Annotated in this window: 24 protein-coding genes; 16 read left to right on the top strand and 8 right to left on the bottom strand. The window is 68.9% G+C overall.

Annotated features, from left to right (window positions below; genetic code table 11):
* The first annotated feature begins 95 nt into the window (after positions 1-95).
* The 4 genes from ASE34_RS02075 to ASE34_RS02060 are packed head-to-tail and all read left to right on the top strand — an operon-like array spanning position 96 to position 2374.
* Positions 96-455 (top strand): PadR family transcriptional regulator, encoded by a 360-nt coding sequence (locus tag ASE34_RS02075; RefSeq protein ID WP_056275962.1) that lies wholly within the window; start codon positions 96-98, stop codon positions 453-455.
* 1 nt (position 456) lies between these two features.
* Positions 457-828 carry a DUF1048 domain-containing protein gene (locus tag ASE34_RS02070; protein ID WP_053098372.1) on the top strand — a complete coding sequence of 124 codons (372 nt, stop codon included), beginning with the start codon at positions 457-459 and terminating at the stop codon, positions 826-828.
* The gene (locus ASE34_RS02065) at positions 825-1610 is read left to right on the top strand and encodes an ABC transporter ATP-binding protein (RefSeq protein ID WP_056275960.1); all 786 of its coding nucleotides are present in this window, start codon (positions 825-827) and stop codon (positions 1608-1610) included. The genes ASE34_RS02070 and ASE34_RS02065 overlap by 4 nt, the downstream gene beginning before the upstream one ends.
* Positions 1607-2374 carry an ABC transporter permease gene (locus ASE34_RS02060; protein WP_053098370.1) on the top strand — a complete coding sequence of 256 codons (768 nt, stop codon included), beginning with the start codon at positions 1607-1609 and terminating at the stop codon, positions 2372-2374. The genes ASE34_RS02065 and ASE34_RS02060 overlap by 4 nt, the downstream gene beginning before the upstream one ends.
* Positions 2375-2569: 195 nt before the next feature.
* Here the strand turns inward: ASE34_RS02060 and ASE34_RS02055 are convergent, their stop codons facing one another.
* From ASE34_RS02055 to ASE34_RS02030, 6 genes are all read right to left on the bottom strand, one after another.
* Positions 2570-4042, bottom strand: coding sequence for a lipase maturation factor family protein (locus ASE34_RS02055; protein ID WP_056277619.1), 1473 nt, complete (start codon positions 4040-4042; stop codon positions 2570-2572).
* A 190-nt stretch (positions 4043-4232) separates the two neighbouring features.
* On the bottom strand, positions 4233-6533 hold the full coding sequence (locus ASE34_RS02050; RefSeq protein WP_157538052.1) for a GEVED domain-containing protein: 2301 nt from the start codon (positions 6531-6533) through the stop codon (positions 4233-4235).
* Between the two features lie 288 nt (positions 6534-6821).
* A complete protein-coding gene (locus tag ASE34_RS02045; RefSeq protein ID WP_200955144.1) occupies positions 6822-7736 on the bottom strand; it encodes a glycine betaine ABC transporter substrate-binding protein in 915 nt (304 codons plus the stop codon).
* Positions 7737-7812: 76 nt separating this feature from the next.
* Positions 7813-8841, bottom strand: coding sequence for an ABC transporter permease (locus ASE34_RS02040; protein ID WP_056277616.1), 1029 nt, complete (start codon positions 8839-8841; stop codon positions 7813-7815).
* Positions 8841-10145, bottom strand: coding sequence for a quaternary amine ABC transporter ATP-binding protein (locus tag ASE34_RS02035; protein WP_056275952.1), 1305 nt, complete (start codon positions 10143-10145; stop codon positions 8841-8843). The genes ASE34_RS02040 and ASE34_RS02035 overlap by 1 nt, the downstream gene beginning before the upstream one ends.
* Positions 10146-10578: 433 nt before the next feature.
* Positions 10579-11700 (bottom strand): class I SAM-dependent methyltransferase, encoded by a 1122-nt coding sequence (locus ASE34_RS02030; protein ID WP_056275949.1) that lies wholly within the window; start codon positions 11698-11700, stop codon positions 10579-10581.
* 61 nt (positions 11701-11761) lie between these two features.
* Here ASE34_RS02030 and ASE34_RS02025 point away from each other — a divergent pair, with 61 nt between their 5' ends.
* The 8 genes from ASE34_RS02025 (at position 11762) to ASE34_RS01990 (ending at position 18176) form a co-directional block, all read left to right on the top strand.
* A complete protein-coding gene (locus ASE34_RS02025; RefSeq protein ID WP_082586526.1) occupies positions 11762-12418 on the top strand; it encodes a TetR/AcrR family transcriptional regulator in 657 nt (218 codons plus the stop codon).
* A complete protein-coding gene (locus tag ASE34_RS02020; protein WP_056275942.1) occupies positions 12415-13398 on the top strand; it encodes an ABC transporter ATP-binding protein in 984 nt (327 codons plus the stop codon). The genes ASE34_RS02025 and ASE34_RS02020 overlap by 4 nt, the downstream gene beginning before the upstream one ends.
* Positions 13395-14195: an ABC transporter permease subunit gene (locus ASE34_RS02015; protein WP_056275937.1), complete on the top strand. Its 801-nt coding sequence runs from the start codon at positions 13395-13397 to the stop codon at positions 14193-14195. The genes ASE34_RS02020 and ASE34_RS02015 overlap by 4 nt, the downstream gene beginning before the upstream one ends.
* A 133-nt stretch (positions 14196-14328) precedes the next feature.
* Positions 14329-14727, top strand: coding sequence for a GntR family transcriptional regulator (locus tag ASE34_RS02010; protein WP_056275934.1), 399 nt, complete (start codon positions 14329-14331; stop codon positions 14725-14727).
* Positions 14724-15641: an ABC transporter ATP-binding protein gene (locus ASE34_RS02005; RefSeq protein WP_056275931.1), complete on the top strand. Its 918-nt coding sequence runs from the start codon at positions 14724-14726 to the stop codon at positions 15639-15641. The genes ASE34_RS02010 and ASE34_RS02005 overlap by 4 nt, the downstream gene beginning before the upstream one ends.
* A complete protein-coding gene (locus ASE34_RS02000; RefSeq protein ID WP_053098360.1) occupies positions 15641-16327 on the top strand; it encodes a hypothetical protein in 687 nt (228 codons plus the stop codon). The genes ASE34_RS02005 and ASE34_RS02000 overlap by 1 nt, the downstream gene beginning before the upstream one ends.
* A gap of 158 nt (positions 16328-16485) precedes the next feature.
* The gene (locus ASE34_RS01995) at positions 16486-17622 is read left to right on the top strand and encodes an FUSC family protein (protein ID WP_235567413.1); all 1137 of its coding nucleotides are present in this window, start codon (positions 16486-16488) and stop codon (positions 17620-17622) included.
* A gap of 95 nt (positions 17623-17717) precedes the next feature.
* Complete coding sequence (locus ASE34_RS01990) at positions 17718-18176, top strand: GyrI-like domain-containing protein (RefSeq protein ID WP_056275926.1); 459 nt, start codon at positions 17718-17720, stop codon at positions 18174-18176.
* Between the two features lie 3 nt (positions 18177-18179).
* Here the strand turns inward: ASE34_RS01990 and ASE34_RS01985 are convergent, their stop codons facing one another.
* Positions 18180-18398 carry an SCO4848 family membrane protein gene (locus ASE34_RS01985; RefSeq protein WP_222839149.1) on the bottom strand — a complete coding sequence of 73 codons (219 nt, stop codon included), beginning with the start codon at positions 18396-18398 and terminating at the stop codon, positions 18180-18182.
* 153 nt (positions 18399-18551) lie between these two features.
* On the opposite strand from ASE34_RS01985, the gene ASE34_RS01980 reads away from it, so the two are divergent.
* The 4 genes from ASE34_RS01980 to ASE34_RS01965 all read left to right on the top strand — a co-directional run bounded on the left by ASE34_RS01980 (position 18552) and on the right by ASE34_RS01965 (position 23908).
* Positions 18552-19178 (top strand): RNA polymerase sigma factor, encoded by a 627-nt coding sequence (locus tag ASE34_RS01980; RefSeq protein ID WP_233277273.1) that lies wholly within the window; start codon positions 18552-18554, stop codon positions 19176-19178.
* Positions 19175-19657 carry a hypothetical protein gene (locus ASE34_RS01975; RefSeq protein WP_056275923.1) on the top strand — a complete coding sequence of 161 codons (483 nt, stop codon included), beginning with the start codon at positions 19175-19177 and terminating at the stop codon, positions 19655-19657. Before ASE34_RS01980 ends, ASE34_RS01975 begins: the two co-directional genes overlap by 4 nt.
* Positions 19658-19842: 185 nt before the next feature.
* Positions 19843-21417 (top strand): S8 family peptidase, encoded by a 1575-nt coding sequence (locus tag ASE34_RS01970; RefSeq protein ID WP_056275920.1) that lies wholly within the window; start codon positions 19843-19845, stop codon positions 21415-21417.
* Between the two features lie 61 nt (positions 21418-21478).
* Positions 21479-23908, top strand: coding sequence for a CHAT domain-containing protein (locus ASE34_RS01965; protein WP_056275917.1), 2430 nt, complete (start codon positions 21479-21481; stop codon positions 23906-23908).
* A 248-nt stretch (positions 23909-24156) separates the two neighbouring features.
* On the opposite strand, the gene ASE34_RS01960 is transcribed toward ASE34_RS01965, so the two are convergent.
* Positions 24157-24933, bottom strand: a complete 777-nt coding sequence (locus ASE34_RS01960) for a DeoR/GlpR family DNA-binding transcription regulator (protein ID WP_056275914.1) — start codon at positions 24931-24933, stop codon at positions 24157-24159.
* Positions 24934-24941 lie beyond the last annotated feature (8 nt).

Below are 24941 nucleotides of genomic sequence, written 5' to 3'. Positions count from 1 at the left end.
GTTCAGTATTCGGTGTTGCTAAGTACCGGTACTCAGTGTTACTTTGTACCGGTACCCAGCAACACTGAGTACCGAACCAACGAAAGGAGGCTCTCATGGGCAAGCAGATGACCGAGATGCTCAAGGGCACACTCGAGGGCATCGTCCTGGCACTCCTCGCCGAGCAGCCGGCTTACGGCTACGAGATCACCAGCCGCGTGCGCGATCACGGATTCACCGACATCGCCGAGGGCACGATCTACGCACTGCTGGTGCGCGTCGAGCAGAAGAAGCTCGTCGACGTCGAGAAGGTCCCGAGCGAGAAGGGACCGCCCCGCAAGGTGTACTCCCTGAACGCCGCAGGCACGCAGGAGCTCGAGGATTTCTGGAAGACGTGGAGCTTCCTCTCCGAGCACATCGAACAGCTGAACACGAACAGCACGAACAGCACGAACACGAACAACAAGGAGAACTGACATGGCCGCCAAGTGGATCGAAGCGCTCACCGGATCGCTCGAGCAGAAGAAGCAGTACCGCGATGCGAAGAAGCGCATCGACGCCCTCCCCGAGCCGTATCGCACGGTCGCCAACGCCCAGCACCGCTACACGATGTACTACGGGGGCATCACCGACGGCGACATCCTCGTGCAGATCTTCCTCGACCTCGCCGATCTGTGGGAGCGCGCCGCCATAGACGGCACCCCGATCGACGACATCGTCGGCGACGACCCCGTCTCGTTCGCCGAGACCTACGCCGAGGCGTACGGCGGAACCCACTGGATCGACAAGGAGCGCGCCCGCCTCGTCACGGCGGTCGACGACGCGAAGAAGAAGGAGTCACGATCATGAACGCACCAGCGATCGCCGTTCGCGGCATCGAGAAGTCCTACAAGGACCTCCACGTGCTGCGAGGCGTCGACTTCGAGGTCGAGAAGGGGACGATCTTCGCCCTCCTCGGCTCGAACGGCGCCGGCAAGACGACGATGGTCCGCATCCTCTCGACGCTGCTGAAGTCGGATGCCGGCGCAGCCACCGTGCAGGGGATCGACGTGGCCGCCGACCCCCTCGGCGTCCGTCAGCGCATCAGCCTCACCGGTCAGTTCGCCGCAGTGGACGAGATCCTCACCGGACGCGAGAACCTCGTGCTCGTCGCCCAGCTGCGCCACCTGCCCGACCCCGGAACGGTGGCCGACGAACTGCTCGCGACGTTCCGGCTGACGGATGCCGGGGGCCGCAAGGTCGGCACCTACTCCGGCGGTATGCGCCGCCGACTCGACATCGCGATGAGCCTCGTCGGGAATCCCGAGGTGATCTACCTCGACGAGCCGACCACCGGTCTCGACCCCGAGGCCCGCATCGAGGTGTGGGACGTGGTGAAGAAGCTCGCGAACACCGGCACCACCGTGCTGCTCACCACGCAGTACCTCGATGAGGCCGAGCAGCTGGCCGACCGCATCGCGATCCTGCACGAGGGTCGGATCATCGCCAACGGCACCCTCGCCGACCTCAAGCGGCTGCTGCCCGCGGCGAAGGTCGAGTACGTCGAGAAGCAGCCCACCCTCGAGGAGATCTTCCTCACTCTCATCGGACCGAAGTCGGGTTCGACCACCGGAAAGGAGAACGCAGCATGAGCACGCACTTCGCCGCCGATACGGCGACACTCACCGGCCGCTCGATGCGGCACATCTTCCGCAGCCCCGACACGATCATCACGACGGCGGTCACCCCGATCGCCCTGATGCTGCTGTTCGTCTACGTCTTCGGCGGGGCTCTGCAGACGAGCACCGGAGTCGACAACTACGTGAACTATCTGCTTCCGGGCATCCTGCTGATCGCGATCGCGTCCGGCATCGCCTACACGGCGTTCCGGCTCTTCACCGACATGCAGAGCGGCATCTTCGAGCGCTTCCACTCCATGCCGATCGCCCGATCGAGCGTGCTGTGGGCGCACGTGCTCACATCACTCACCGCGAACGCCATCACGCTCGCGATCATCTTCGCGGTCGGGTTCGTGATGGGATTCCGCACCGGGGCGAGCGTCTGGGCCTGGCTCGCCGTCATCGGCATCCTGATGCTGTTCACCCTGGCGCTCACGTGGCTCGCGATCATCGCGGGGCTCAACGCCAAGACGGTCGACGGGGCGAGCGCGTTCTCGTATCCGCTGATCTTCCTGCCGTTCATCAGCTCGGCCTTCGTGCCGACCGACACGATGCCGGGTCCGGTGCAGTGGTTCGCCGAGAACCAGCCGGTCACCTCGATCGTCGACACCATCCAGGCGCTGTTCGCCGAGCAGCCGGTCGGCACCGACATCTGGGTCGCTCTCGCCTGGTGCGTCGGCATCCTGGTCGTCGCCTACGTGTTCGCGATCATCTCGTACCGCAAGAAGGTCAGTTGAACGTCTGCAGTGAGACGGAACGCTCCGTCCGGGCCCCGCGCCCGGCCGGGGCGTTTCGCCGCGCTCGGCGTCGGCCTCATGCGGGAGGAGATCTGCGATTCGGAGGGTGAGTCTCGGCAATGTGCCCTCCCGATCGCAGATCTCCTCCGGAACGATGGTGGGGGATGCCGGGCGCCGGGCGCCGGGCGCCGCGGCCTACCGCAGCCCGAGGGGACCGAGCACGACGGACTGGCGCGTGCGCACCCACACCCCGGCGCCGTCGCGCCGTTCGGCCCGCGTCGCGAAGCGGTAGCGGTATGACACGGCGCGCACCCACCGCGGCGGCTCACCGTCGAACGGGTCGGACCGCAGCAGAGCGAGCGTCGGAGCATCGGCCTCGAGCAGTCGCAGCAGGAAGACCGTGAACCAGTCGTCGAGCGAACGGCCGAGCGGCAGGAACCACATCAGCCAGTCGAGGCGCAGATGGTACGGCGCGAACTGCCCCGGGATGCGTCGCACGTCGCCCGGCTTTCCCTTGAACTCGTACTCGCGCCACAGCAGACCGTCGTCGTCGACCGATCCCTCGACGACGATCTCGACCCGCTGCTTCGTGACCGTGCCGAACGCTCCGTAGGCGTTGCCGATCTGCCACCGGTTGAAGCTCGCGTTCATCAGCTGCCGCCGCGCGAACAGGTTGCGCAGGGCGGGCCCACTCAGCGCCACGACGAGCACGCCCACGGCCGCCGTGAGCACGAACCAGTACAGCGGGATGCCGGGCCACAGCGTGTCGTCCATCGCATCGTCGCGCGGTGCCGCGCCCACCCCCGGCAGTCCGATCGCCGAGAAGGCGATCACGATCGTCACCCAGTTCAGCCAGGCGAAGTTGCCTGTCGCGACGAGCCACACCTGGGTCGCGATCATGATCGTCGCGGCCACCGCCCCGACGATCTGGGGCACGGGACCGGGAATCCAGACCGACAGCAGCGGAGCGAACACGAAGAAGGGCACGACGAGCTGCGCGACGTGGTTGCCGACGACCTCGGCGCGATGGAACCACCGTGGCAGCAGATGGGCCTGCCTGCTGAGCGGCCCCGGCATGGGCTGCGTCTCGTGGTGGTACATCAGCGCCGTGAGGTCACGCCACTCCCGCCCGCCGCGGATCTTGATCATGCCGGCACCGAACTCGACACGGAACAGCAGCCACCAGAACAGCACGATCACGACGGTCGGCGGAGGCTGATCGTTCGAACCGAGGAAGGCGGCCAGGAACCCCGCCTCGAGCAGCAGCATCTCCCAGCCGAACGAGTAGAAGGTCTGACCGATGCTGACCACCGACATGTATCCGAGCCACAGCGCGAGGAAGCACAGCATCGACACCCACGGCGGACCCCACTGCGGGATGCCGACGACCAGCGCCGCGGACACGACGATCCCTGCCCTGCACAGCAGTGCGAGCCTGCGGTCGGAGTACCGGATGCGGAGGAAGAGGGTCGGATGCAGCATCCGCCGCCGTGACTCCTTCTGCCCGATCCAGTCGAGCAGCGCCGGTGCCGGCAGCAGCCCGTGCTCGCCGAGCAGCGGTCGGAACTGGTTCAGAGTCGAGATGAACGCGACGAGATAGAGCGCCGCGACGCCCCGTTGCAGGACCTCGCGGGCGAACCCGAAGTCGACCGCCGCGAACCCGTCCACGGCCACAGGCTAACCCCGGGTGCGACAGGTCGAAGAGGGGGTTGCGCGTGCCGAGTGGCGCCGTGTCGGGAGTCGCCGTGTCGGGAGACGACCGGCGATCGGGAGGAGAACGGCGATCGGGAGGAGGATCCACCGGGGACCCCCCTCCCGAGTGCAGATCTCCTCCCGATCGCAGACGACTCGACCCGGGTCAGCTGACGGCGTCGAGCACTTCCTCGCGACGCCCACGCCGTGCGCGACGGATCTCCAGCGCGACCACGCCCGCGATCGCGAGCGCGATCAGCAGACCTCCGGTGAGCGTGAAGCCGTGCGTCCCCGTTCCGCCCGCGGCCGGCAGCTCGAACACCGGCACGTCCCGCACCGACACCGTGCTGCCGGCGAGGGTGACCTGCGGACTCGACTGCCCGTCGGCGATCGACAGCACACCGGCCGCCGACACGATGATCTTCACCGGCTCGGCGAGGAGTGAGAACCCTTCCGGAGCCGTCGTCTCTTCGAGCCAGTACGTGCCAGGGCGCAGGCCCGCGGCGGTGAACAGCCCGACCTCGGCCCCGGCGATCAGCCCGGGAGTCACCGGCGCACCGGGAACCCCCGCGGCGTCGGCGAGCAGCCGGAAGCCCGACCCGTCCATCCGCACCCAGTCGCCGTTGACGTCTTCGCCGAGCTTCTCGACGATGAGCGAGGCCAGCACCTCACGCGTGGTCGCGTGGGCCGGATCGGTGTCCGTCACCCGAGCCCCGCCCGACGCCGGCTGCCCTGAGGCGGTCGCCGTGTTCTTGTGCAGCACGCCGCCCGTGGTCGGGGCGGGGTAGGTCGCGGTGAACACGACTGACTCCCCCGGATCGAGCGTGCCGTCCCACGCGCCGACGGGAAGGATCGAGGCGGCCGCGATGACGTCATCCGCGAGCTGCACGGCGGTCAGCACGACATTGCCCGTGTTCGTGACCCGGAACTCGAACGTCATCGCCGATCCGGCGTCGACGGCGACTCCCGGGGCGGTGTTCGCGTCGTCGCCGTTCACGAGCTTGACGACCTCGATCGCGGGTGCCGCCGCGGCGAGGGTGAGGATGTAGTCCTCGACCTCACCGGACTGCGAGATGCCTCGCGGGTCAGCCACTTCCGCAGCGGTGAACGACGTGCGCAGACGCAGGTACGTGTCACCCACGACGGCCGTGCCCGGCACCGTCCACGAGAGGTTCACCGAGGTCGCACCGGCGAGGAAGGCGGCCTGCACCCGCTCGGTCGCATCGAACGTGCCGTTCTTGTTGAAGTCGATCCATCCGGCGACCGTGCCGGGCGACGTGGTGCCCGACAGCGGGATCGGCAACGAGTACGCGGTGCCGCGGATCGCGCGCGGAGCCCGGATGCCGTCGGCTATCGCGTCATCCGTGTCGAGCGAGGCTCCTGCACCGGCGTTCGGCGAGAGCGTCGGCTTGGCCGTCGCGTCGGCATCCGACGTGATGCCCGCGCCGAGGCGCAGCGGCCCCTGGACGTGCACCGCGGCCTGAGCGGCGTCGTAGCTGCTCGGCGCGTCGCCCATGTCCTCGTGCAGACGGATCGAGAGTCGGATCAGGTCACCGAGGCTCTTGCCCGGGTCGTAGGTGTTGTACCCGTTCGCCCAGCCACCCGCCGCCGGCGCCCGCTGGATGTGCGTGCCGAGATTCATGGTGACCGTCTGGAAGGTGCCCTTCAGCACGACGGAGCCGCAGCCGGCGAGCGCGGTGCTGGTCATCGTCCGCCCGGCCAGCTCGGCCGCAGTGGGGAGCATGGTGTTGCACCGCGAGCTGCTCGTCTTCGTCGCAGCGGTGAGCGTGGTGGGGGTGACGCTGAGGTTCTGCGCGCCGGCGATCGGAGCGAAGGTCACTCCGGGTGTCACGATGTCCATCTGCATGGCGATCCAGCCCGCGGCTGTGCGGTCACCATCGGCATCCGTCTTCATCGTGAATCCGTTGCCGGTGATGATCTCGCAGAACGTGTCGGCTGTATTGCGCTCCTCCACGCACTGGGCGTAGCCGCCGAGACCGGAGATGTCGATGATCGGATCCGTGACCGCGCGGCTGAATGCCACCGTGAGGGTGCCGTTCTTGTTCGCGCAGTAGCCGGAGAAGTCCAGGCCGTCGCACATGCCGGCGCCCGCCTCGAGTCCTACCGTCGGCGTGGTCGCGACGTCCAGGCCGGGCGCGAACATCGCGTTGGTCGCGCCGTATCCGTTGTGCGGCGTGGTCGCCAGGAACTGCACGCCGGCCGAGCCCGACTTCGTGGTGGCCGGGTTCACCGTCAGTGTGGCCGTGACTCCGCCGCGGTAGTTCATGGTCGCGCTCGTCGCGGTGCGCGTCGTGCTCAGCGCTTCCTCGATGGCCTCTGCCGGCTGCTGCGTCATCGGCAGCCCGCCGGCGAGCAGGATCGCGCCCATCAACGCGACTCCGAGGATCGTTCGGAGGCGACGGCGCCCTCGGGGTACGCGTGCGGATGCCGGTGCGGGTGCTGTCATGAGGTCCTCGAATCACAGGGACATCTCGCAGGAGTTCCGGGATCCGAGCAACGGACCGATGCGCATGGCAATCAGCCCCGGCGAAGGATGTCTGGGGTGTCGTCGATCTTTCGACGGCACTCACAAGACGTGGGGCTCGCGACATCGTGACGGGGGTGCATGGCCGCTGTTTCGGTACATCAATACACCCGCCCAGACACAGCGATGGGCGGAGGATCCGTGACAGATCCTCCGCCCATCGGAGGGGAGTCCACCCGCGTGAGGACGGACTCGTTCCCGTGAGTCAGGTCAGCTGACGACCCAGTCGAACTGGTCGCCGTTCTCCTCGAGCCACGCGTCGATGGCATCCGCTTCCTTGCCCTCGCCGTACTCGTTCACGACCATGTCCTCGAGCGAACCGTACTGCTCGTCGTCGAGCTTGATCTGCTCGATCAGCTCGGCGGCCTCGGGGAACTCCTCCGCGAAGCCCTTCGTGCCGAGGAAGTGCAGGGCCTCGGACTCGCCCATCGCACCCTTGGGGTCTTCGAGGTCCTTCACGGGGAAGGCGTCGTTGGCCCAGAACGGACGCCACAGCGTCACGACGATGTCCTCCTGCTTGTCGGTCGCCGACTTCAGCTCGGTGAGCATCGCCGCGGTCGACGAGGTGACGAGCTCGTACTCGCCGTCGAGACCGTACTCCGGCATCATCTTCTGGGTCTGCGCGGTGAGGCCGGCACCCGGCTCGATGCCGTAGATCTTGCCGTCGAGCTCTGCGCCCTTGCCCGCGAGGTCCTCGATCGAGTTCAGGTCGGAGTACTCCGGAACCGCGAGGGTCAGCTTCGCGTTGTCGTAGTACGCGCCGAGGTCCTCGATGTCGTCGCCGTACGTCTCCATGTACTCGGCGTGGGTCAGCTCGGGCCAGGCCGACGGGTACATGTCGACATCGCCCTGCGCCAGGCCGGTGTACAGCGGACCCGCCTCGGTCAGCGTCTTCATCTCGACCGTGTAGCCGATCTTCTCGAGCTGGTCCTGCAGCAGGTATGCGGTGCTGAGTCCGTCGGTCCACGAGGGCAGGAACCCGAGGGTGATCGTGCCCTTGTCGCCCGAACCGGACTCGCTGCCGCCGGTGTCTCCGCCGGTTCCGCCCATGCCGTCACCGCTGCAGCCGGCGAGGGTCAGTGTCGCTGCGGCGCCGATCGCCGCGATGGTCAGGATCTTCTTCATGTGTATGTCTCTCGTTCCGTATATATAGGTGCTGTGTTGCTGTGTACTGCGTGTTCTCTTGTGCGGAAGGGATGAGTCAGTGCACGCCGCCGCCGACAGGGGCGCGGCGCGGGGAGGCCTTCAGTCGCTCGGCCTCGGCGTCGGCATCCAGCGCGTCGGCCGCGTCGGCCGATGCGGGAGCGGATGCCGTCGCCGTCGTGTCCGCCTCGGCGGATGCGGCATCGAGACGCTTCTGCGTGCGGCGACGCGCCAGCATCCCGAGCAGCGACGAGCGGTTGCTGCCCAGGTCGCCGAGGGCCGCGGTGACGCGGTCGAGGAAGACGGCGATGAGCACGACGCCCAGACCGGCCTCGACGCCCTTGGCGATGTTGATGGTCGAGATCGCCTCGACGACGATCTTCCCGAGGCCGTCGGCGCCCGCCATACCGGCGATGACCGCCATCGACAGCGCGAGCATGATGACCTGGTTGACGCCGGCGAGGATCGTCGGCATCGCGAGCGGGAGCTGGATGCCGCGCAGGATCTGACCCGGCTTGGCGCCGAATGCCTGACCGGCCTCGACGGTCTCGGAGTCGACTCCGCGGATGCCGAGCTCGGTCAGTCGCACACCCGGAGGCAGCGCGAAGATGACGGTGGCGACGAGACCGGGCACGACGCCGATGCTGAAGAACACGATTGCCGGGATCAGGTAGACGAACGCCGGCATCGTCTGCATGAAGTCGAGCACGGGCTTGAGCACCGCGCGCACGGTGGCGTTGCGGGCCGACCAGATGCCCAGCGGCACCGCGATCAGCACGGCGATCACCGCGGCGACGAGCACGAGGGCGAGGGTCTGCATCGCGGGGACCCAGAGGCCCATGGCCACGATCAGACCGAACGAGACGATCGTCCCGATCGCGAGCTGCCACGAGCGCACGAGCCACGCGATGAACGCCGCGATCAGGATGATGACCACGAAATGCGGGCTCAGCAGGGCGCGGGTGAGGCCGTCGACCAGGAAGCTGACCACGAACGAGATGACGTCGAGCAGACCGTCGAGGTTCGTCTTGATCCAGTCGACTCCCGTTGCGACCCAGCTGCCGAGAGGAATGCGGAAACCATCCATCAGCGCACCTCCTCCGTCGTCGTCGCGACCGGCAGCGGCTCGGCCGTCCATCCGTCATCGAGCACGGCATCGATCTCGGCCTGCGGCATCGGAAGAAGCGGCAGGGTGAGCTCGCCCGTGGCACCGGGGCCGGGGCCCAGGGCTGCGAGCAGGGTGATGCGCGGGATCACGCCGACGAGGCGCCCCTCGGCATCCACCACGGCCAGAGGCAGCGGCGATTCGACGGAGGGGATGAACAGGTTCATCAGCACCTCGTCCTTGCTGACGCTCTGCGGCGCCGGCTTGATGATGGAGTCGAGGGTCGACACCCCCTGGCGCACGAGCTTGACGGCATCGCGGTCGGTGACGATTCCCAGCAGCTTGCGGTCGCGACCGGTCACGTAGGTGGCCGACATGAACGCGTCGCGCATCTGGCGAAGCGCCGTGCGGGGGCCGGCGGTCTCGGCGACGACCGGGCGCGGGCGCTCCATGACGTTCGCGGCGGTGAGCACGCGAGCGCGGTCGACGTCCTGCACGAACTGCTCGACGTAGTCGTTGGCGGGGTCCGTGAGGATGTCCTCGGGCGTGCCGATCTGCACGATGCGACCGTCGCGCATGACAGCGATGCGGTCGCCGAGGAACATGGCCTCGTTGAGGTCGTGGGTGATGAAGACGATCGTCTTCTGCAGCTTCTCCTGCAGTTCGAGGAGCTGCTCCTGCATCTCGCGACGGATCAGCGGGTCGAGCGCGCTGAACGCCTCGTCCATGAGCAGGATGTCGGAGTCGGCGGCGAGCGCACGGGCGATGCCGACGCGCTGCTGCATGCCGCCCGAGAGCTCGGACGGGAACTTGTCGGCCTGGCCTTCGAGACCCACCAGGGTGAGGATCTCCTCGGCCTTCTTCAGTCGCTCGTCCTTGCCGACGCCCTTGAGCTCGAGCGGATAGGCGACGTTCGCGGCGACCGTGCGGTGCGGCAGCAGGGCGAAGTGCTGGAACACCATCGAGACGCGGTCGCGGCGGATCTCGCGGAGCCGTGACGACGGGATGCCCGTGATCGGGTCGCCGTTCACGATGACGGATCCGTCGGTCACATCGTGCAGGCCGTTGAGCATGCGGATGATGGTGGACTTGCCGGAACCGGAGAGCCCCATGATCACGAAGATCTCGCCGCGGTTCACGGTGAAACTGGCGTCGATGACGGCGGCGGTTCCTGCGTCGCCGACGGCGGATCTGCTCTCACCGGCCTTGAGTCGACGGACGGCACTGCTCGGATTCTTCCCGAACACCTTGTACAGATTGCGCGCTTCAAGAGCGATTTCGGACACGTTTCCCCTGCGGCTCGCCTTCGGGTGGCTGAGCCTGCTTCGGTTACGCCCGGGTGATCCTCCCGGCCGTTTCGAGTTGGAGCTGTGGCGGCGCGGACGGCGGATTTCGGATCCACCGCGATAGAGCATCGACCGTACGTCCACGCCTCTTCGCAGCACAGCACATTCGAAAGAAGGACGTGGTCGCGGACTGGTCTTCGGGCCGTCAGGCCCACCAACCAACGTAACGAAATGGCCGGTCAGGGGCAAATCCACGATCCCTAGTGCCGTTCAGTTTCGTCGGCTGACCGGGGGATTGCGCGGGTTTCGGACGCGGTCGCGGCGCGATTCTGGTCGGCGATCTCGGTCGGCCGTTCGCGCCTGCGTCGGCCCGATCCCGAGCATTCGGCCGCGGGAAGTGCGTGTGACCGAACGACGCCCAGTCGGCGACGGATCAGCGCCGGATGCTGCGCGTGACCGTGAACTTCGGGGTGCGCGCGAGCTGCTCGGTCGCCCCGACGAGCCGGGTCAGTTCGGCGCGGTATCCGAGCGACGAGTTGAAGACCGTGAAGAGCTCTCCGCCCGGGCGGAGGATGCGGGCGGAGGCCTCGAACAGTCGGGTCGCAGCCCCGGTGTGCACGCTGCTGCCGAGGTGGAAGGGCGGATTGAGCAGCACGACGTCGGCGGTCGCGTCGGCGATCTCCGAGCCGGCGTCGTCGTGCATGACGGCGACTCGATCGTCGACGCCGTTCGCGACCATCGTGGCGCGGGCCGAGGCGACGGCCGCCGCAGATCGGTCGGTGGCGATCACGCGGGAGTCCGGGTGCGCGAGGGCGTAGGAAGCGGCGAGCGCGCCGGTCCCGCAGCCCAGGTCGACGACGATCGGAGCCGGGCTCGGCTGTTCATCGAGACCGAGCACCTCGAGCAGAACCCGCGTGCCGATGTCGAGTTTCGCCCCCGCGAACGCGCCGCCGTGCGCGACGAGCACGAGCCCGTCATGCCGCTCCGCGACCGGGAACGGCGGCTCAGCGGGGGCCGGCCGCGGCTCGGACGCGACCACCAGCCGCGACTTCCGCTCGGCGCGCTGCGCCTGCACCGTCTCGAAGCTCCGCGCGAGCACCTGGTTCTGCGTGATGGTCATGTGCTTCACGCGCCCGCCGGCGACGAGCACCACATCCGGGGCGGCCCGACGCGCTACGGCATCGGCGATCTCCTCGAGCTCGGCGAGCGCCTTGGGCAGCTGCAGCAGCACGAGCCGCGCGCCGTCGAGCAGAGTGGAGTCGAGCTCGTGAGTGGAGAATCCCGTCAGCCCGAGCTCCTCGGCGTTGCGGGCGAGCGCGCGTCGCCCGGTCGCGAGGTCCTGATGCACGCGGATGCCGTCGAGTCCGGCGGCCGTGAGCGCGAGCGTGATCGCCCCGTATTCGTCGCCGATCACCGCGATCTCGCGCCCCGAGAGACCGGAGAAGTCCGGCGCCAGCGCGCGCTCGACGAGCAGCAGGTCGGTCGCGTCGTGCGCCTGCAGATTGTCGGCCTCGACGTCGGGCCAGCGGCGCAGGCGGCTGTAGGGGAAGTCCACTCCTCCAGAGTACGAGCGACCCCTCTTGACCGCGGCTGAACATCTGTTTAGTGTGCTGTACATGCGTTCAGCTTCCGACGATCTCACCGCTCGTGCCCGCATCCGCGACACTGCCATCGCCGCCTTCGCGCGCAACGGCTTCGATGGCACCAGCCTTCGCGCGATCGCCACGGAGGCCGGAGTCAGCGCCGCGCTGATCGTGCATCACTTCGGCGACAAGAACGCCCTGCGCACGGAGTGCGACGACTATGTCGTCGGCGTCTTCACCGATGAGGAGCACGACCTCATCACGGCCCCGACCGGCGACCGCATCCGCACCGCGCTGAACGACCTCGGCCGGTACGGGCCCTATATCGACTACCTCGCCCGGATGCTGATCGACGGCTCTCCGGCAGCGGATCGGCTGTTCGACAGCTTCCTCGCGAGAACGCGCGATGTGCTCGCCGAGCAGCGCGAGGCGGGGATGCTCGAGCCCATGAGCGACCCCGAGATGACGACGCTGACCCTCACCCTGATCGGCCTGGCGCCGGTGGTGATGCGCGCTCAGATCGCCCGCGCCCTGGGCGCCGATCAACTGAGCCCTGCCGGGCTGCGACGCACGACGCTGCCCACACTCGAGCTGCTCACCCACGGCATCTATTCGACGACCGCGCTGCTCGACGGTGCGCGCGAAGCCCTCGGAACAGAGGGTCCCACCCCGGAAGGAGACGCATCATGACCGACACCATCGAGATCGAACGTCTGCACAAGCGCTTCGGCAGCCGCGTCGCGCTGCACGAGCTCGACCTCCGAGTACGTCCGGGAACCGTGTTCGGGCTCATCGGACCGAACGGCGCGGGCAAGACCACCACGCTCCGCACACTGGTCGACATCATCCGTCCGTCCTCCGGCACAGTGCGCATCCTCGGCGAGGACCCGCGTCACGGCGGTGCCGCTCTGCGGCGGCGCATCGGCTACGTGCCGGGCGAGCTGCACCTCGAGGGGCGCACGAGCGGACATCGGATGCTGGCGTTCTATGCCCAGGTCTCGGGTTCACGGGACTCCGCCGCGACCCTGCGCACGGCACGCGACCTCGGCGACCGTCTCGGCGTCGATCTGTCACGTCCGGTGCGCACCCTGTCGAAGGGCAACAAGCAGAAGGTGGGGCTGATCCAGGCGTTCATGCATCGTCCGGAGCTGCTGATCCTCGATGAGCCCACCAGCGGCCTCGATCCCCTCGTGCAGCGCGAGTTCCTGCAGATGGTCCGCGAGGCGAAGGATGCCGGGCAGACCGTGCTGCTGAGCTCGCATGTGCTCAGCGAGATCCAGCAGACCGCCGACGAAGTCGCCGTCCTCGCGAACGGACGGGTCGTCGCCGACGGCGACGTCGCCTCGCTGCGACTGGGCTCGATTCGCCGGGTGCGCGTCGAGCTCGCGACGACGGATGCCGCGACCGCGCGCGCCGGCTTCGACCGGGTACCGGGGCTCACCGGCATCGATGCGCACGATGCCGACGGCATCCTGCAGCTGTCCGGCACGGTCGACGGCGCGATCGACCCGTTCATCAAGGCGCTCGCGCCGTTCGAGGTGCGCGACCTCACCGTCGAGGAACCGGACCTCGAGGAGTCCGTGCTGCGGCTCTACGGATCCTCTGTCACTCCGGCGTCCGCCCGACCCGCGACCCGACGATCGCGGCGCGACAGGGGGGAGCAGCGATGAACGGCATCCTGCCCGTGTTCCGACGCAGCCTGCGCGAGTCCTGGCGAAGCCTGCTCGGATGGACCACCGGCCTCGCCGCGGTGCTGTCCCTCTATCTGCCGCTGTACCCGAGCCTCGCCGGAGACGGCCAGCTCGAGGCCATGATCTCGTCGCTGCCGAAGGAACTCGTCGACACCCTCGGGTACGACCAGATCGCGACCGGCGCCGGATACGCGCAGAGCACGTTCTTCGGCCTGATCGGCTTCCTTCTGCTGACGATCGCAGCAGTGACGTGGGGGTCGGCGGCCATCGCCGGCGCGGAGGAGAGCGGACGGGCCGAACTCGACCTCGCGCACGGCATCGGCCGCGGCCGGTATGCGCTGGAGTCGGCCTTCGCCGTGCTCGTGCGACTGCTGTGGCTCGGCGTCTTCTCGGGGCTCGTCGTCTGGGCGTTGAACGACTCGGCCGAGCTCGGCCTCGACGGCTGGCGCATCGTCGGAGCGAGCGCCGCGCTCACCGGACTCTCGTTCCTCACGGCATCCGCCGCTCTGCTCGTAGGAGCAGCGACGGGTCGCCGCATCTGGGCGACCGGCGCCGGCGCGGGGATCGCCGTGGTCGGCTACGTCCTGCAGGCCCTCGCGAAGCAGTCCGATGACCTCGAATGGTTGAACGCGCTCTCGCCCTACGCCTGGGTGTACCGTCAGCCACCCCTCGCCGAGGGCGTGGATGCCGGTGGACTCGCGCTCACCTGGGGCCTGGCCGTGGTCCTCGCCGCAGCTACGGCAGTCGCGCTGCGCGCTCGGGACCTGCACGGCTGAGCGCTCCTCACCGCACCTGCCTGCCTGCCTGCCTGCCTGCCTGTCTGCCTGCCTGCCTGAAACAACTGTTGACACACCCGCGGTTCAGTGGTTACCTAGTCGAGTAACTAACCCATTAACCAGCGGAGGACTCGTGATCGAAGAAGGCAAGCCGCTCTTCCTCCAGATCGCCGAGCAGATCGAGGACTCGATCCTCGACGGCTCTCTCGAGGAGGAATCGCAGGCGCCCTCGACGAACGAGCTCGCCGGCTTCTACCGGATCAACCCCGCGACGGCAGCGAAGGGAGTCGCCATGCTCACCGACGAGGGAGTGCTCTACAAGCGCCGCGGCATCGGCATGTTCGTCGCCGCCGGGGCGAAGGATCTGCTGCTCGGCGAGCGCCGTGCCGCATTCGCCGACCGCTACATCGAACCGCTCATCGCGGAGGCCCGCACACTGGGCCTCGGCTCCGACGACCTCGTCGCGCTGCTGCACGAGCGCGCGACCCAGACACAGCAGAACGACCAGACAGAAGGGAAGACCACCGCATGACCGCCGTCATCGAGGTCCAGAACCTCACCAAGCACTACAAGGAGAAGAACGCGCTCGACGACGTGTCGCTCAGCCTCGAGGGCGGCGCGATCTACGGACTGCTCGGCCGCAACGGCGCGGGCAAGACCACGCTCATGTCGATCCTGACCGCGCAGAACTTCGAGTCGTCCGGCACCGTGCGCGTCTTCGGCGAGCACCCCTACGAGAACACGCACGTCCTCAACCGGATCTGCTTCGTGCGCGAGAGCCAGAAGTATCCGGATGACGCCTACCCGCGTCACGCGTTCAAGGCGGCGAGCCTGTTCTTCCGCAACTGGAACCAGGAGCTGGCCGACGAGCTCATCGAGCAGTTCCAGCTGCCGATGAAGCAGACCATCAAGAAGCTCTCCCGCGGACAGCTCTCGGCCGTCGGGGTCATCATCGGCCTGGCGTCGCGCGCCGAGCTCACCTTCTTCGACGAGCCGTACCTGGGGCTCGACGCGGTCGCCAGGCAGATCTTCTACGACCGCCTGCTCGAGGACTACGCCGAGCATCCGCGCACGATCGTCCTCTCGTCGCACCTGATCGACGAGGTCTCGAACCTCATCGAGAAGGTCATCGTGATCGACAACGGCAAGATCCTCCTCAACGAAGACACGGATGCCGTGCGCGACCGCGCCGTCACCGTGGTCGGCGATGCGGTCAAGGTCGACGCGTGGGCGGCAGACCGTGAGGTCCTGCACCGCGAGGCGCTCGGCCGAGTGGCATCCGTCACCGTGCTCGGGGCGCTGTCGGCCGCCGAGCGCGCCGAGCTCACGGCATCCGGTCTCGATCTGGCTCCGGTGTCGCTGCAGCAGCTGATCGTCCGTCTGACCCAGAAGGCCGAGGCGGGCGCAGCCACCAGAGCCTCCGTCGCGAAAGAGGAGGTGCGCTGATGCGACGCACACTCAACGTCATCCGTCTGCAGCTCATCAACCGTCAGACGTTCATCTGGGTGCCGCTGATCATCCTCGGCTCCGCGGTCGTGATCTCGGTGCTGATCTACGCGATGATCCCCGTCGACACCCCCAAGTACGGCGGTGGCGGCCAGGCTCCGCTCTGGTACTTCTTCGCGATCGGCCTCTCGGCCATGACACTCACCTTCCCGTTCTCGCAGGCGATGAGCATCACGCGGCGCGATTTCTTCTTCGGCACGCTGCTCACCGCGATCCTCGGCAGTGCGCTCATGGGCGTCGTCTTCCTGATCGGCGGCGGAATCGAGACGCTGACGAACGGCTACGGCGTGAACGGCTACGTGTTCTACCTGCCGTGGCTGTGGGAGGCGGGTCCGCTCGGAGCATTCACCGTCTACTTCACGCTCGCCCTGTTCCTGTTCGTCGTCGGCTTCACCGGGGCGACGATCTACAAGAGCTGGGGACCCACCGTGCTCACGATCGCGGGCGTCGGGCTCGGTCTCGTGCTCGTGGGTCTCGCGTTCCTCGCGACGAGGCTCGAGCTGTGGGACGAGGTGTGGCGAGGCATCCTCGACGCCGGAGCTCTCGGTCTCGCACTGTGGGGTCTCGTCGTGACCGCGGTGCTGGCGGGCATCTCGTTCCTCGCGTTCCGCCGGGCCATCCCGTGATCGCGCGCTGATCACTCGACGCCGGTCGCTCCGAAGAGGGGCGGCCGGCGTCGACGCGTCGCGACCGCTACTCGCCCTCGCCGCCGGACGCAAGCACATGCGTGAACGGATGCCGAGCGGCTAGCGTCACCCTTCGGGGAGGATGACGAGAGGATGCCGTGACGAACATCAGGACACGAATGCGCGCGCGCCGTCCCGGCATCGTGCGCTCACTGCGCGAGGCGGTCGACCCGGCCCGGCTGCTGCTCGTGGCCAAGACCGCTCTGGCTGTCGGACTCGCGTGGCTGATCGCCCCGCACATGCCCGGCGTCACCGACGAGTACCCGTACTACGCGCCGCTCGGCGCCCTCGTGAGCATGTATCCCACGCTGATGGGGTCGGTGCGGTCGGGGCTGCAGACCCTGCTCGGACTCGCCACCGGCATCGGGCTGGCAGCGATCGTCGTGCTCACCGTCGGCCCGACGTGGTGGACCATCCCGGCCGTGGTCGGCATCGGCGTGCTGGTCTCGGGAACGGGGTGGTTCGGCGTCGGCCGCGAGTACGTGCCCATGGCCGCGCTCTTCGTGCTGATCATCGGCGGCCAGAATGCTGACGACTACTCGATCGGGTACCTGGTGCAGACGGCGGTCGGCGTCGTCGTCGGACTCCTCGTCAACCTGGTGATCGCGCCGGCGCCGCTGACCCTCGCCGCCGCGGCCAAGGTCGACGCGTTCCGCACGCAGCTGAGCGAGCACCTGCACGACATCGGGTCGGCGGTCTCGGAGTCATGGCCGCCCGAGCACCAGCAGTGGGCCGATGATGCGGCCTCGCTCGCCGACACCACGTCGGAGCTGCGCACGGCCCTGTCGGAGGCCGACGACAGCCGGCGAGGCAACCCACGGGCGCTGGGACGACGGGGGGAGACGCGACACATCCACGCCGAGCTCGCCCGGCTCGACAGGATCGCGCATCTGATCCGCGACATCTCCGACGAGATCGCCGACACCATCTGGGATCGCCCAGGGGCTCTGGTGCTCGACGCGGCGCTGCCCGAACCGCTGTCGAACGCGTGCCATGCCGTCGCCGAGGTGATCGCCCAAGAGGATCCCCTGTCGCCCGAGGATCACCGGGTCAGGGGTGAGGCCGCGCGCGCCGTGAGGCTGCTGCTCGAGACCGTCGACGACCGAACCATCGACGCCCGCCGCTCGATGGGGCCGGGAGTGCTCGCGGCCATGCACCTGCGGCGCATCCTGATCCTCAGCGGCCACCGCGACGAGGACGAAGACGACGACGAGTCGGACGACGAGGCGGGATAGTCGGATCCGGCGAGCGACCGGATCGACGACGGTAGCCGATGTCCGTGCCCCTGCGTAGGATCGGCGGCACGCACCCACGACCTGAGGAGACGACGATGCCCGCCGAGCAGATCACCGAGAAGCCCCTTCCCTACGTCCGCCTCGCGGCGCTGACCCAGAGCGTCGCCTCACAGCCCGAGGTCGCGGGGGTGGTGGGTCCGCTGTTCGATCAGGTGGCCGATGCGATCGTCGCGTCGGGCGGAGAGCCGGGGCTCCCGATCGCGGAGTACGACATGAACAAGCACGGCGTGCGCATCACGGTCGGCTTCACCTATGACGGGCCGGCGATCGACGGCCTCGTCATCGTCGAGCTTCCCGCCGTCGACGATGCGTTCACCGCCACGCACCTCGGCACCATGGCGACGATCGATGACAGCTGGCATGCGCTGAACCAGGCGATCGCCGCGCAGGGGGCGACGGCGCAGGGTGCCTGCCGTGAGGTCTATCTGCAGTCGGAGTCCGAAGATCAGGCCGACTGGATCACCGAGCTCCAGCAGCCGGTCGCCCGCAGCTGATCGTCAGAGCGCTCCGGCGAGCGCCGCGATGCCGACGATCACCGAGACGAGCGCGAGCACCAGGGCGATCGCGATCAGCACGGCGTGCACCTTGAGGAACGCCGTCGCCTTGCCGTCGGCATCCCGTGCCCGCGGGTCGGTCGCGACGCGCTTGTAGAAACGGGGCCACACCAGCACGTTGAAGGCGGCGTTGAGGAAGAGCACGACGGCGAGAGCGATCACCACTCCACGCTAACGCCCGCGGCACGAGTCGCCGGACACCCGGCATCCGTCTCCCCGGGACGGAATCCCGCCAGAACCCCGAAAAAACATACCGAGTCCATGTATCAGGAGCCTCTTGCCGTGCTCCTTACCGGTGTGATCACAATGGGACTCATGATCGACGGCGCACCCGACGGCGCCGCCCTCGATCCTGCACCGGACGACGGAGCAGCACGCTGGAGGCGTGCCGCCGAGTTCTTCGACGCATGGCGGGACGGCGAGAGCCGCGCGATGGACGACCTCGTGCGGCTGATGACGCCTGTGCTCTGGCATGTCGTGCGCGCCTACGGACTCGACCGCACACTGGCCGAAGACGTCGTCCAGACGACGTGGCTGCAGCTGGTTCGCGGGCACCGCTCGATCAGTGATCCGAAAGCGGTGTCGGCCTGGCTGACGACCACCGCTCGCCGCGAGGCCTGGCGGGCCGGGAAGGCCCAGAACAGGGTCGACACGACCGAGTCGGATGCTCTCGACGCACTGCTTCCCACGCAGCAGTCCGCCGAGCACCACGCCACCGTCGGCGACGAGAAGCGACGGCTGTGGGCAGCGGTTCACCTCCTCGCCGACCGATGCCAGCGACTGCTGCGAGTGATCGCCTTCGAGGAGCGACCGGACTACGCCCGCCTCGCCGCCGATCTCGCGATGCCGGTCGGCAGCATCGGCCCCACCCGCCAGCGCTGCCTCGCGAAGCTGCGCGAGCTGCTCGACGCACCGACACCACGAACGGAGGGCAGCTCATGAGCGAGAACGATCGCGCCAACGGCGGCGACAACCATGAGGATGCCGAGCTGTTCGCGCAGCTGCGTTCGCTCTGGCGCGACGTCGACCCGATGCCGGCCGCCCTCATCGACCGCATGATCGCGGCCGTGGCAGCCGAGGGGCTGTCGGAGGAGTACGCGCTGCTCACCCTCATCGAGGAACCGCTCGGAGCCGTTCGCGGCGACGCCGACGCGCTCACCCTGCAGTTCAGCGACGGCACGACCAGCATCCTGCTGCACGTCACGCGCACGGCGAGCGGTGCGCACCGGGTCGACGGCTGGGTCGACTCGATCTCGGGTGCGATCGAACTGGCTCAGGGCGAGAGCATCCGCACGACGACCGCGAACGACACCGGCCGCTTCCTGTTCGACGACGTGCCCGACGGGTTGACCCGCGTGCGCCTGAGCACCACGGTCGGCGACCAGGAGCGCACCCTGTCGACCCCGCAGTTCGAGTTGTGATCCACCGCGGGGCGACCCGCGCATGACGGGGCGACCCGTGCACACCACCGCTGGGCGACTCCCGCACCACGCAGGACCTCACTCACCGGAAGCGGGCCGACCCGCACACACCGCGGGGTCCCCCGCACAGGACGCGGGCTCATCCCGCAGAGGACGCGGGTCCGCCCGCGAGGAGAGGATCGACGATGGAGCAGCCCAAGGGGTGGAGCTGGCAGGACCGGGCCGAGGGATCGATCAGACGGGGGACGGCGCTGGACCCGTCGGTCGAACCCGTCGAGGGCGTCAGGGCGTTCCCCACCGCATATCTGCAGGAGCGGCTGCTGATCACGCAGGATCAGGAGAACGGTCAGGAGGAGTACGACGAGGAGATCCGCGAGCTGCGCGATGCAGCCGGCTCGTTCGGCTGGATGCTCGAGATCGATTCGCCGGATGCTCTGCGCGCGGCTGATCCGCTGGTCCCCGGCGTGCCGGGGTTCCTGCGCGCTCGCCTGACCACTCCCGACGAGCCGACCCGCGGCGAGTCCCCGGTGCCGCCGGACGCCTGGCGCGTGCTGCAGCGCGCGCGGCGCAGCTCCGGCACGTCGATGCCGCGAACCAGCCTCGAGCATGTGCTGTCGATCGACCCCGTCGGACTCAACCCGTTCAGCCGAACGAATCCCTTCAGCCGCACCAACCCGTTCAGCCGCACCAACCCGGTGCGCGGCGCGGGCGGAGGGGCCGGAGGCAGCGACGACTACCTCGAGCCGGGGCGCGGCGCGCGCCAGCCGGTGACCTGGCTCGGACCGGCTCCCCGGCGCACGGCGGCCCCGAAGCGCGGCCGACGTCCGGTGGTGGCGGTGCTCGACACGGGATGCGGTGCGCACGACTGGCTGCCGGACGACATCGTCACCCGCCACATCGAGATCGACGGCGTGCCGATCGGACTCACCGACGACGCAGACCCCGAGGTCTATCCGGATCTCTACGGGCAGCTCGACGGCGAGATCGACGCCGTCGCCGGGCACGGCACGTTCATCGCGGGCATCATCCGTCAGACGGCGCCGGATGCCGACATCCTGTCGATCCGCATGGCCGGCGCACTGGGCGTGATCGACGAGAGCACCTTCCTGACGACCGTCGCGCAGGTCGTCGAGCTGCTGCGGCGACACCGCGAGAACCCGTCGACCGGGCATCCGATCGACGTGCTCAACCTGTCGCTCGGGTACTACCACGAGACCCCGGTCGACGGTCAGTTCAGCCGGACCCTCGACGCGCTGCTCACCGCGGCGCGAGAGCTGGGGTGCGTGGTGGTGTGCTCGGCGGGCAACGACGCGATCGACCGGCCGTCGTTCCCGGCATCGCTGTGGCCGTGGCCCGGTGCCGACAACGGCATCTCCCGTGATCACGCTGCGCCGCATGTGTCGGTCGGGGCTCTCAATCCGTCGGGCCGGTCGGTCGCGCTGTTCTCGAACGTCGGCCCCTGGGTGCAGGTCTACGCCCCCGGCGCCGCCGTCGTGAGCACGTCACCGGCCTTCGTCGGAGGCGAGCAGGCGACGACCAGAGCGGACGTCGACGGACTGCGGCGCGAGACGATCGACCCGGACGACTACCGCGGAGGCTTCTCGATCTGGAGCGGCACGTCGTTCGCGGCTCCGTATGTCGCGGGGCGCATCGCGGCACAGTGGGGCTCCGTGCCGGCACAGGGCGTCACGGCGGATGCTGCGGCCAAGGCCGTCTCCGCCGTGCTCAAAACCCTGCCTTCACCCGTGACGGGAGGGTAGCCGCGCGCGTCGGATCACAGCACACCTTCCCTGAGGCCAGACATACCGGCATTCTGGTGCAATGCCCCTGTCTGCTCTCGAGCTGCATCAGCGCGGCGTCGACGCAGCCAACTCCCGACGGTTCGCCCAGGCGCGGCGTGCGCTGACCGCCGCATCGGCGCGCACGGACGACGCCGATCTGCGTGCCCGCATCGACGGGACCATGGCCTACGTGCTCGCCCAGACCGGCCAGCCGGTGGAAGCCGAGCGACTGTCGCGCGAAGCGCTGTCACGGCCGGGCCTCAGCGACGAGACAGTCGCCCTCGCGAACGGCCAACTCGGCACGTTGCTCATGCACGGCGGACGGCTCGACGACGCCGACCTGTTTCTCACCAGGGCGATAGACGGCCTCGACGAGGGCTCGATCGAGAGCGCCAACTGCCTGATGAGCCGGTCGATCGTCAGTATGCAGAGGCACCGGCTCGACGCTTGCACGGCCGATCTGCAGCGGGCCATCGCGGCCTATGAGGCCCACGGAGCCGAGGAGCCGCTGGCCGAAGCGCGCCACAATCTCGGCTACGCCGCGCTGCTCGGCGGCGACCTCGTCACCGCACTCGGGCTGATGACCCGATCGCGTCCGATCCTCGCCGCGACCAGCGACCTCGCCGCCGCGATCAGCGACCTCGATCGGGCCGAGGTGCTGCGCGATGCCGGCCTCACGACCGAGGCCGAAGAACTGCTCGGCACGGTCGCGGTGCGATTCGGCGCACAGCGGATGCGGCAGGCGCGAGGTGAGGCCGAGTTCCATCTCGCCCGATCGCTGCTGCGGCACGACGCCTCGTCGGCCGAGCGTGCCGCGGCGACCGCATCCCGTCGCTTCGCCGGCCTGGGAAGCGAGAGCTGGGCCGCCCGCGCCGACGCGGTGCGGCTGGAGGCGCAACTGCGAACTCGACCTCACAAGCCGCCGGCCGCAGAGGACTTCTCTCGCACGGTGGACGCGCTCACGCGGGGAGGATTCCGCACCGAAGCGGCTGCGGTGTCACTTACCGCTCGGCTGGCCGACGGAGGTCGCCTGCCCCGACTCACCCCTGACGCCCCGACGCCGCTGCGTCTGCGCGCGCACGAGGTGCGTGCGGTGCGTGCCGCCGCACGGGGCAGGGATGCCGATGCTCGCCGGGCCGCGGCCGAGGGCCTCGACCTGCTCACCACGTGGCAGCAGTCGTTCGGAGCGCTCGACCTGCAGGCGTCGGTGGCCATGCACGGCACCGAGCTGATGTTCGCCGGTCTCGCCGCGGCCGCGCGATCGCGCGATCCCGAGGTGCTGTTCGAGTGGTCCGAGCGTGCCAGGCATCTCAGCCAGCAGGTCGCACCGGTGCGCCCGCCGCACGATGCCGAACTGTCGGCCGACCTCGCCGAGCTGCGGATGCTGCGCGCCGACCTCGCGGGGTCGGACTGGACGACGGATGCCCGGGTGCGCGAGCTGCGGGATCGAGTACGTGACCGCCAGTGGTCGTCGACCGGCGTCGGCGAGAGCCACGAACGCCTGGGTCTCTCCGAGACCCGAGCGCGACTCGACGATGACACAGCGATCCTCGCCTACGTCTTCACGCGCGAGGAGCTGCTGTGCGTCGTCGTGACGACATCCGGCTCGTCGATCGTCGAGCTGGCGCTGCCGCGCATCGAGGCCGCGCTCGACGGACTCCGCGCCGACCTCGACGTGGCGGCTCTGACCCACGGCGGGCCGATGGCGCACGTCGTGGCGCGTTCGCTCGACGACAGACTGCGACGACTCGACGAGGCCCTCCTGGCACCTGCGCGCGCGGCGTCGGGAGGAGCGGCACGTCTGGCCCTGACGGTTCCCGGCATCCTGGGCGGCATCCCGTGGGCGATGCTCCCGGGAATGCGCGGAACTCCGTTCACCATCGCGACGTCGGTGTCTCGCCTGCTCGGCGGCTCCGATCGCCGCCCGCCACAGGCCTCCCGGGCAGGTTTCGCGACCGGCCCCCGCGTCTCGCGCGCCGAAGAGGAGGTGCGCCGGGCCGCCGCAGCGTGGGCAGGCGCCAGGATGCTGACCGGCGACAGCGCGCGGGTCAGTGCCGTCACCGAGCTCGCCGAGCAGGTCGACGTGCTGCACATCGCCGCCCACGGTCGTCATGCGGTCGACAACCCGCTGTTCTCAGGGTTCGAACTCGTCGACGGCACCCTGTTCGGGTACGACGTCGACCTGATCTCGCGCCCGCCCGAGACCGTCGTGCTCTCGGCGTGCGAACTCGGCCGCTCGTCGGTGCGGTGGGGCGAGGAGGCGCTGGGCATGACGCGCGTCTGGCTGCACGCCGGCACCGGCTGCGTCATCGCCGCCCCTGTCGTGGTCGCCGACGACGTCGCCTGCGAGCTGCTCGGGGCCGTGCACTCCGAGCTGGCCACCGGTGCCAGACCCGCGGACGCGCTGGCCGCGGCATCCGAATCCACAGGCCTCAGCGCGCCTTTCCAGTGCCACGGAAGCGGACTCTGAAACTTTTCTCCAGTCGATGTATCAGAACATCGGTGACCCGCTCCTTATCTCCAGAAGGTGCCAGCGAAGGGCTTCGGAAACGAAGCGCGAGGGAGGCGCAGTCGAACTGGGGAAACCCTCGTGCACTGGGGAGTGTGAGGGGACGACAGGACACCATCTACTCCGGGGATGTCGCGAGAGGGGTCGCGGCATCCCCACCAGGAGTCCGGCACCGTGTTGCTTGTGAGGTCCGAGGACTGATCGGCAGATCAGGCCGTCATGACCTCGTACCCCGCGTCGCGGAACGCGGCGAGCGAGGCGTCGTCGGAACCGTCGTCGGTCAGGAGAACGGGGAACAGCTCCGGGCCGCCGACGGCCGCGAACGCCACGGTGCCGATCTTGCTGCTGTCGGTGACGACCACGGCTCGGCGGGCGCGCTCGGCCATCATGCGGTTGACGGCTGCCTCGCGTTCGTCCTGCGTGGTGGCGCCGGCCGCGGCATCCATCCCGTTGACCCCGATGAAGGCGATGTCGAGTCGCACTCCGCGCAGCAGCTGCTCGACGAACGGACCCACCAGCTCGTAGCTGCGCGAGTGGATCACCCCGCCGGTCACGACGACCTTGATGTCGGGTCTGGTGGCGAGCTGGGCGGCGATGTTCACGGCGTTGGTGACGACCGTGATGCCCGGGCCCGCGGCGAGATCGTCCCGAGCGGCGAGCGCTGCGGCGATGGCGGTGGTCGTGGTTCCGCCCGAGAGCCCGACGACCATGCCCGGCGCCACGAGGGCGGCGGCGGCCTGGGCGATGCTCTCCTTCTGCTGCGAGCGCTGGTGGCTCTTATAGCGGATCGGCAGCTCGTAGGCGACCGAGTGGGCGACCGCCCCGCCGTGGGTGCGTGTGAGCAGACGCTGCTCGGCGAGCGAGTCGAGATCACGGCGCGTGGTGGCGGCCGAGGCTCCGAAGCGCTCGACGAGTTCGTCGACGTTCACCTCGCCGTCCGCGGCCAGCAGGTCGAGGATCGCGTTCAGTCGGGCGGCGCGCTTCATGTCACCAT

Source organism: Microbacterium sp. Root280D1, from assembly GCF_001428975.1.
Taxonomy (GTDB): Bacteria; Actinomycetota; Actinomycetes; order Actinomycetales; family Microbacteriaceae; genus Microbacterium.
This window is presented reverse-complemented; position numbering and strand designations above follow the sequence as displayed.